This window comes from Streptomyces sp. NPDC028314, from assembly GCF_055565795.1.
This window is the reverse complement of the sequence record NZ_JBVHTP010000009.1, coordinates 379,131-387,829: the sequence shown is the minus strand read 5'-3', so window position 1 is coordinate 387,829 and position 8,699 is coordinate 379,131. Positions and strand designations below refer to the sequence as shown.

The window sequence follows — 8,699 nt, the reverse complement described above, 5'->3', positions numbered from 1 at the left end:
CGCCCGGTTTACATTCCGAACCCGGAAGCTAAGCCTTTCAGCGCCGATGGTACTGCAGGGGGGACCCTGTGGGAGAGTAGGACGCCGCCGAACAACCCGCCCTTTTAGCTCAGTCGGTAGAGCGTCTCCATGGTAAGGAGAAGGTCAACGGTTCGATTCCGTTAAAGGGCTCAGACAAAGAAGGCCCCCGCCATCAGGCGGGGGCCTTTTTGCGTTGTGTCCCCGGGGAGCGGCCTGGTGGAGACCACCATGGGCGTGGAGTCCACGGCCCGGGCCGCCGGCGACCACGGCCGGGATTCGCGGCGGACGAGCACGCCGTTCGCGGTGGAACGGCTCTTCCCGCGGTTCGGGAGCGTCCGCGCCACCGCCGGCTACCTCTGAGACCCGTACGGTCAGTCGCTTTCGCGCTGGTGGGGGACCCGGAAGGCGAGGATGGCCATGTCGTCCGAGGCGGGTTCGGCGGCGAAGCGTTCCACCGCGCGCAGGACGCGGGAGGCGACGGCTCCTGCGGTGAGGCCCGTACAGGTGGTGAGGACTTCCGCGAGGCCGTCGTCGCCGAGCATCCGGGTGCCCTCGCGGCGTTCCGTGACGCCGTCCGTGACGCAGAGCAGCACGTCGCCCGGGTCGAGGGTCAGGGTCTGTTCGTAGAGTTCGAGGTCGTCGATCACGCCCAGCAGGGGCTGGGGGTCCGCGGCGGGGAGCACCTCGCCGTTCGGGCGCAGGCGCAGCGGGAGGGGGTGGCCCGCGCAGACGACCTTCATCAGGGCGCCGCCGTCGGGCTGCGGGTGGAGCTCGCCGTAGAGGAGGGTGAGGAAGCGGCTGCGGGCGCCTTCGTCGAGGATGGCCGCGTTCAGGCGTTCCAGCACCGCCGGGCCGCCCAGGCCCTCGCGGGCCAGGAGGCGCAGGGCGTGCCGGGCGAGGCCGGTGACCGCCGCCGCCTCGGGGCCCGTACCGCAGACGTCGCCGATGGCGAAGCCGTACGCGCCGTCGCGGATGGGGAAGACGTCGTAGAAGTCGCCGCCCACCTCGTTGCCCTCGCCGGCCGCGCGGTAGATGACCTCGACCTCCATGCCGGGGATCGCGGGGGAGCCGGGGGGCAGCAGGCTGCGCTGGAGGGAGCGGCTGATGGCGGTGCGCTCGGAGTAGAGGCGGGCGTTGTCCAGGGCGAGGGCGGCCCGGCGGGAGAGGTCGTCGGCGAGTTCGAGGATCTCCTGGCGGAAGTGCTCCTCGGACGGCTTGCCGAGGGTGAGCATGCCGATGACGCGGTTGCGTGCGAGGAGTGGCAGGACCACCGTCTCGCCGCCCACCGCCCGGGCCGCTTCGGGCCAGGGGCGGGCGCCCGCCTCGCGCACCGGGTCGGGCGGACTGACTCGGGAGAGCAGGGCCTTGAGGCCGTCGATGCGCTCCTCGTCCTCGTGGAGCACGTAGGAGAGGTACGGGTCGGAGGCCTGGTCGGCGATGGTGTAGACGGCGCACCAGGTGGCCAGGGTCGGGACGGTCATCTGGGCCATGAGGGCCAGGGTCTGGTCCCGGTCGAGGGTGCCGGCGAGCAGGTCGGAGGCCTCGACGAGGAAGGAGAGGGAGCCGCGGCGCAGGCGTTCCAGTTCGCCGAGGCGGGCCGACTCGACGGCGAGGGCGATCCGGTCGGCGGCGAACTGGAGGCGCAGGGCGTCCTCGTTGGAGTAGCGGCCGGGGTGTTCGGTGGCGACGCCCAGGGAGCCGGTGAGGCGGCCTTCGACCTTGAGCGGGACGGTGACCGCGGAGCGCATGCCGGTGGCTTCCAGGAGCGGGACGGCTCCGGGGACGGCGGCGAGGTCGTCGTGGACGGCGGGCATCCGGGCGGAGCCGTACCGGTTGGTGCCGGCTTCGACGGGGACGCGGGCGAAGCGCTGGCGGGTGGAGGGCAGGCCGGTGGTGGCGCGGACCTCCAGCTCGGTCTCGTCGTCGGTGGCGAGGAGCAGGAAGGCGGAGTCGGCGTCGAGCATGTCGCGGGCCCGTTCGACGGTGCGCTGGAGCAGGCCGTCAAGGTCGTCGGGGGCGGGGGAGCCGATGAACACCTCGAAGGGGTCCGCGGGGCGGGGCTCGGTGAGCGGGCCGGCGTCGGAGGTGGGGACCCGTACGGGGCTCTGGAGCAGGGCGCGCTCGTCGTCGTGGACCAGCAGGCAGACGATGGAGGGCTCGCCGTGCGCGTCGCGGACGCGCAGGTGGGAGGCGTAGACGGGGATGACGCGGCCGTCGGAGCCGCGGATGCCGTAGCTGCCTTCCCAGCGGGACAGGCGCAGGGCCTCGGCGATGCCGGTGCCGGTGCCGGGGGTCTGCGGCCAGGCGGCCAGCTCTGCGAGCGGGCGGCCGACGGCCTTCTCGGCGGGGTAGCCGAAGACGTGCTCGGCGTCCTCGTTCCAGGCGGAGACGGCGCCGGAGGCGTCGATCTGGAGGACGGCGACGCGTACCCGGCTGTCGGCGAGGGGGAGCAGCTGGTCGGGGACGACGGGTCCGGCGGAGCGGGTACCGACCGGCCGGTCTGGGAGGTCGAGCCGGAACCACACGTGTTTGCGGGTGGCGGTGTACTCGACGCCCCAGCGGGTGGCGAGGGCGGCGCAGAGCATCAGGCCGCGGCCGTTCTCGCGGTCCGGGTCGGCGTACGGGCGCTCGCCGGGGTGCTGGAGCGGTAGCTCGCGTTCCGGGTAGCGGTCGGCGACCTCGACGCGTACGCCGTCCTCGGCGCGCAGGCACAGGACCTCGGCCCGGGTTCCGGCGTGGACCACGGCGTTGGTGACGAGCTCGCTGGTCAGCACGACCGCGTCGTCGACGATGTCCGCGAACCCCCAGCCGTGGAGGGTGTCGCGGACGAACGCGCGGGCGCCGGCGACCGAGCGCCCTTGGGGATCGAAACTGGCAGCCGCCCGTGCCGTGATCACGAGTCTCCTTCGACGCGGTTGGACATCGGGTGCCAGGTTACTTACCTTCGCGGTTCGCATGGTGCCGTCGTCCGGGATTCCCTCCGCAGGGTACGGCCGGTGTGCGATGGTGCCGAAGTGTTATGGCCTGGTTCGGCCAGGGTGAAACACTGGGCAGGCTTGAAGAGCCGGGTTGTGGATAGTCGGGTACCTGGTGGAACAGCGGTCGACCCTTTCGGGAGGGACACGGTGGAGTCTGGCGCAGCGGTGCGGCGTACGGGAACGCGACCCAAGGGCGGTCGGTCCCGGCGCAGCGGTACGACGGAAGTCGATACCGCCGCTCTGAACAGGCTGCTCACGGCCCTGGTGTCGATGCGGGACGGCAATTTCCGCAAGCGGCTGACGGTGTCCGGCGAGGGCGTGATGGCGGAGGTTGCCGCCGTCTACAACGAGGTCGCCGACCGGAATCTCCACTTGACCGGGGAGCTGTCCCGGGTCAGGCGGATGGTGGGCCGCGAGGGCAAGCTCAGCGAACGGCTTGAAACAGGTGCCTGTGAGGGCTCCTGGGCCGCTGCGATCGATGCCTCGAACCAGTTGGTGGACGATCTGGCCCGGCCGGTGTCCGAGGTGGGCCGGGTGCTGTCGGCGGTGGCCGAGGGCGATCTGGACCAGCGGATGGACCTGCGGACGCAGACGGCCGACGGGGCAGGGCATCCGCTGCGCGGGGAGTTCCTGAAGGTCGGGCGTACGGTCAACAACCTGGTCGACCAGCTGTCCGCGTTCACCGACGAGGTGACGCGCGTGGCGCTGGAGGTGGGTACCGAGGGCAAGCTCGGCGGGCAGGCCCAGGTGCGGGGAATGTCGGGGTCCTGGAAGGACCTGACCGACTCCGTCAACACGATGGCCTACCGGCTCACCGCTCAGGTGCGTGATATCGCTCTCGTCACGACGGCGGTGGCGAAGGGCGATCTGTCGCGCAAGGTCACGGTGCACGTGGCCGGCGAGATGCTCCAGCTGAAGAACACCGTGAACACGATGGTGGACCAGCTGTCGTCGTTCTCCTCGGAGGTGACCCGGGTCGCCCGTGAGGTGGGTACGGAGGGCGAGCTCGGCGGTCAGGCGAAGGTGCCCGGGGTCGCGGGCGTGTGGAAGGACCTGACCGACTCCGTCAATACGATGGCGGGGAACCTGACCGCCCAGGTGCGCGGGATCGCGCAGGTCACCACCGCTGTGGCCAACGGCGATCTGTCGCAGAAGGTGCGGGTCAGCGCGCGCGGCGAGGTGGCGCAGCTGGCCGAAACGATCAATCAGATGACCGAAACGCTGCGGACCTTCGCGGACGAGGTCACGCGCGTGGCCAGCGAAGTCGGTGCCAAGGGCACGCTCGGCGGCCAGGCGCAGGTGCCGGGGGCCGCGGGGACGTGGAAGGACCTCACCGATTCGGTGAACACGGTCTTCCGCAATCTGACCACGCAGGTGCGGGACATCGCGACGGTGACGACGGCGGTGGCCAACGGCGATCTGTCGCAGAAGGTCACGGTGGACGTGGCCGGCGAGATGCTGGAGCTGAAGAACACCGTCAACACGATGGTGGACCAGCTCCAGTCCTTCGGCGCCGAGGTGACGCGGGTGGCCCGCGAGGTCGGTGTCGAGGGTGAGCTGGGCGGTCAGGCGCAGGTGCCGGGGGCCGCGGGGACGTGGAAGGACCTCACCGATTCGGTGAACACCGCCTTCCGCAACCTCACGGGGCAGGTCCGCAACATCGCGCAGGTGACGACGGCGGTGGCCAACGGCGATCTGTCGCAGAAGGTCACCGTGGACGTCTCCGGCGAGATGCTCCAGCTGAAGAACACCGTGAACACGATGGTGGACCAGCTGTCCTCGTTCGCCGACCAGGTCACGCGGATGGCGCGGGACGTGGGTACGGAGGGCCGCCTCGGCGGCCAGGCGCGGGTGGAGGGCGTGTCGGGGACCTGGAAGGAGCTCACCGACTCCGTCAACTTCATGGCCGGCAACCTCACGTCCCAGGTGCGGCAGATCGCCCAGGTGACGACCGCGGTGGCGCGGGGCGACCTGTCGCAGAAGATCGACGTGGACGCCCGGGGCGAGATCCTGGAGCTGAAGAACACCATCAACACGATGGTCGACCAGCTGTCGGCCTTCGCCGAGCAGGTGACCCGGGTGGCCCGGGACGTGGGTACGGAGGGCCGTCTCGGCGGTCAGGCGCAGGTGCCGGGGGTGGCCGGCGTATGGCGCGATCTGACCGATTCGGTGAACGGCATGGCCGGGAACCTGACCTCGCAGGTGCGCAACATCGCGCAGGTGGCGACGGCGGTGGCGCGCGGTGACCTGTCGCAGAAGATCGACGTGGACGCGCGCGGCGAGATCCTGGAGCTGAAGAACACCCTCAACACGATGGTCGACCAGCTCTCGAACTTCGCGGAGCAGGTGACGCGGGTGGCCCGTGAGGTGGGCACCGAGGGCATTCTGGGAGGTCAGGCCGAGGTGAAGGGTGTCTCCGGCACCTGGAAGGACCTGACCCAGTCCGTCAATTTCATGGCGAACAACCTGACGTCGCAGGTGCGCAACATCGCCGAGGTGACCACGGCGGTCGCGATGGGTGATCTGTCCAAGAAGATCACGGTCGATGCCAAGGGCGAGATCCTGGAACTGGTCACCACGGTCAACACGATGGTGGACCAGCTCTCCTCGTTCGCGGAGCAGGTGACCCGGGTGGCGCGCGAGGTGGGCACCGAGGGCATCCTCGGCGGTCAGGCCCGGGTGCGCGGGGTCACCGGCATCTGGAAGGACCTCAGCGACAACGTCAACACCATGGCCGGGAACCTCACGGCGCAGGTGCGCGGGATCGCGCAGGTCTCGGCGGCGGTCGCCAACGGTGATCTGACGAAGAAGGTCACCGTCGAGGCGCGCGGCGAGGTCGCGCAGCTCGCGGACACCGTGAACACGATGGTGAAGACCCTGTCGTCCTTCGCGGACGAGGTGACGCGCGTGGCCCGTGAGGTGGGTACGGAGGGCCGTCTCGGTGGTCAGGCGCACGTGCCGGGTGTTTCGGGGACGTGGAAGGACCTCACCGACTCGGTGAACTTCATGGCCTCCAACCTCACCGGGCAGGTGCGGCAGATCGCCATGGTCACGACCGCCATCGCCAAGGGCGACATGACCAAGAAGATCGACATCGACGCGCGCGGCGAGATCCTGGAGCTCAAGACCACGATCAACACGATGGTCGACCAGCTGTCGTCCTTCGCGGACCAGGTGACCCGGGTGGCCCGTGAGGTGGGTACCGAGGGCATCCTGGGCGGCCAGGCGCGCGTCCGTGACGTCGACGGCACGTGGCGGGACCTGACGGAGTCCGTGAACGAGATGGCCGGGAACCTGACCCGGCAGGTGCGCGCGATCGCGGCCGTGGCCACCGCGGTGACCCGCGGCGACCTGAGCCTGAAGGTCGACGTGGACGCGGCGGGCGAGATCCAGGTCCTCCAGGACAACATCAACACGATGATCGTCAACCTGCGCGACACCACCTTGGCCAACAAGGAGCAGGACTGGCTCAAGGGCAACCTGGCCCGGATCTCCGCCCTGATGCAGGGCCGCCGGGAGCTCGACGACGTGGCCTCGCTGATCATGAGCGAGCTCACTCCGGTGGTTTCCGCGCAGCACGGGGCCTTCTTCCTCGCCCTGCCGGCCGGGGGGACCACCGAGATCGGGACGGAGGGCGGCGCGGACGGTTCGTACGAGCTGCGGATGCGCGGGAGTTACGCGTACGCGGGCGGCCAGATGCCCATTTCCTTCCGGCCGGGGGAGGGGCTGATCGGGACGGTCGCGGAGGAGAAGCGGACGATCCTCGTCGAGAACACCCCGCCGGGTTACCTGAGGATCTCCTCGGGGCTCGGCGAGGCTCCGCCGGCGCATGTGATCGTGCTGCCGGTGCTGTTCGAGGGGAAGGTGCTCGGTGTCATTGAGCTGGCCTCCTTCACGCCGTTCACCCAGATCCAGAAGGACTTCCTCAGCCAGATCGCCGAGATGATCGGTACGAGCGTCAACACGATCAGCGTCAACTCCAAGACGGAGATGCTGCTGAAGCAGTCGCAGGAGATGACCGAGCAGCTGCGCGAGCGGTCCGACGAGCTGGAGAACCGGCAGAAGGCGCTCCAGGCGGCCAATGCCGAGCTGGAGGAGAAGGCCGAGCTGCTGGCGCAGCAGAACCGCGACATCGAGGTGAAGAACACCGAGATCGAGGAGGCGCGGCAGGTCCTGGAGGAGCGTGCCGAGCAGCTCGCGGTGTCGATGCGCTACAAGTCCGAGTTCCTGGCGAACATGTCGCACGAGCTGCGCACGCCGCTGAACTCGCTGCTGATCCTGGCGAAGCTGCTGGCCGACAACGCGGACGAGAACCTGTCGCCGAAGCAGGTGGAGTTCGCGGAGACCATCCACGGGGCGGGCTCGGACCTGCTCCAGCTGATCAACGACATCCTCGACCTGTCGAAGGTCGAGGCGGGGAAGATGGACGTCTCGCCGACGCGGATCGCGCTGGTCCAGCTCGTGGACTACGTGGAGGCCACCTTCCGGCCGCTGACCGCGGAGAAGGGCCTGGACTTCTCGGTACGGGTCTCCCCGGAGCTTCCGGCGACCCTGCACACCGACGAGCAGCGGCTGCTCCAGGTGCTGCGCAACCTGTTGTCCAACGCGGTGAAGTTCACGGACACCGGGGCGGTTGAGCTGGTGATCCGGCCCGCCGGATCCGATGTGCCGACGGCGATCCGGGAGCAGCTGCTGGAGGCGGGTTCGCTGCGCGAGGCGGACGCGGACCTGATCGCGTTCTCGGTGACCGACACCGGGATCGGGATCGCGGCGAGCAAGATGCTGGTGATCTTCGAGGCGTTCAAGCAGGCGGACGGCACCACGAGCCGCAAGTACGGCGGTACGGGTCTCGGGCTGTCGATCAGCCGGGAGATCGCCCGGCTGCTGGGCGGGGAGATCCACGCGGCGAGCGAGCCCGGCCGGGGCTCGACGTTCACGTTGTACCTGCCGCTGCACCCCAGTGAGCTGCCGCCGCAGGGGTACGCGCCGCCGACGCCCGGTGGGGCGCGCGGCGAGTACCGCCGGCCGGGCGAGGAGCGGCCGGCGCCGCAGGCGCTCCCGGCGGCGCCCGTGCCCGTGGCGCCGGTGCTGGACCGGCCGGCGCGGCCCGCGCTGCCGGTGGCCGAGGCGGGCGGGGGCGGCCAGCAGGGCGGTCCGGCCGCGCTGTTCCGGCGTCGGCGCAAGTCGCTGAGCGACCTGGAGCCGCGGACGGCGGTGCCGGGTCAGCCGAACGCGCAGGGGCCCGAGGACGGCTGGGGCGGTGCGGGGGACGAACTTCCGGCGGCGCCGAGGACGTACGACTTCCACGGCGAGAAGGTGCTGATCGTGGACGACGACGTGCGCAACGTCTTCGCCCTGACCAGTGTGCTGGAGCAGCACGGGCTGGCGGTGCTGTACGCGGAGAACGGCCGTGAGGGCATCGAAGTGCTGGAGCAGCACGACGATGTGACGGTCGTGCTGATGGACATCATGATGCCGGAGATGGACGGGTACGCCACGACTTCGGCGATCCGGCGGATGCCGCAGTTCGCGGGGCTGCCGATCATCGCGCTGACGGCGAAGGCGATGCAGGGGGACCGGGAGAAGGCGATCGACTCCGGTGCCTCCGACTACGTCACCAAGCCGGTGGAACCGGATTACCTGCTGTCCGTGATGGAGCAGTGGATGCGCGGGAAGTGATCGTCCGGCGGCTGTACTGAT

Annotated in this window: 3 protein-coding genes, 1 tRNA gene and 1 rRNA gene; 4 read left to right on the top strand and 1 reads right to left on the bottom strand. The window is 70.1% G+C overall.

Annotation, left to right across the window (positions count from 1 at the left end; genetic code table 11):
* The 3 genes from rrf to ACZ4TG_RS22475 form a co-directional block, all read left to right on the top strand.
* Positions 1–93: ribosomal RNA gene (gene rrf, locus ACZ4TG_RS22485) — 5S ribosomal RNA — on the top strand; the annotation flags it as partial.
* A 5-nt stretch (positions 94–98) separates the two neighbouring features.
* Positions 99–171 (top strand) — tRNA-Thr (locus ACZ4TG_RS22480).
* 66 nt (positions 172–237) lie between these two features.
* The gene (locus tag ACZ4TG_RS22475; protein WP_468165468.1) at positions 238–381 is read left to right on the top strand and encodes a hypothetical protein; all 144 of its coding nucleotides are present in this window, start codon (positions 238–240) and stop codon (positions 379–381) included.
* Positions 382–392: 11 nt separating this feature from the next.
* Here the strand turns inward: ACZ4TG_RS22475 and ACZ4TG_RS22470 are convergent, their stop codons facing one another.
* The gene (locus ACZ4TG_RS22470; protein WP_468165466.1) at positions 393–2,978 is read right to left on the bottom strand and encodes a SpoIIE family protein phosphatase; all 2,586 of its coding nucleotides are present in this window, start codon (positions 2,976–2,978) and stop codon (positions 393–395) included.
* 168 nt (positions 2,979–3,146) lie between these two features.
* Between ACZ4TG_RS22470 and ACZ4TG_RS22465 the strand changes: the two genes are divergently transcribed.
* Complete coding sequence (locus tag ACZ4TG_RS22465; protein ID WP_468165464.1) at positions 3,147–8,678, top strand: HAMP domain-containing protein; 5,532 nt, start codon at positions 3,147–3,149, stop codon at positions 8,676–8,678.
* Positions 8,679–8,699: the final 21 nt, after the last annotated feature.

Coding starts and splice junctions, on each gene's coding strand:
- ACZ4TG_RS22470 (WP_468165466.1), bottom strand. CDS start 2,978: ATGCGAACCGCGAAGGTAAGTAACCTGGCACCCGATGTCCAACCGCGT.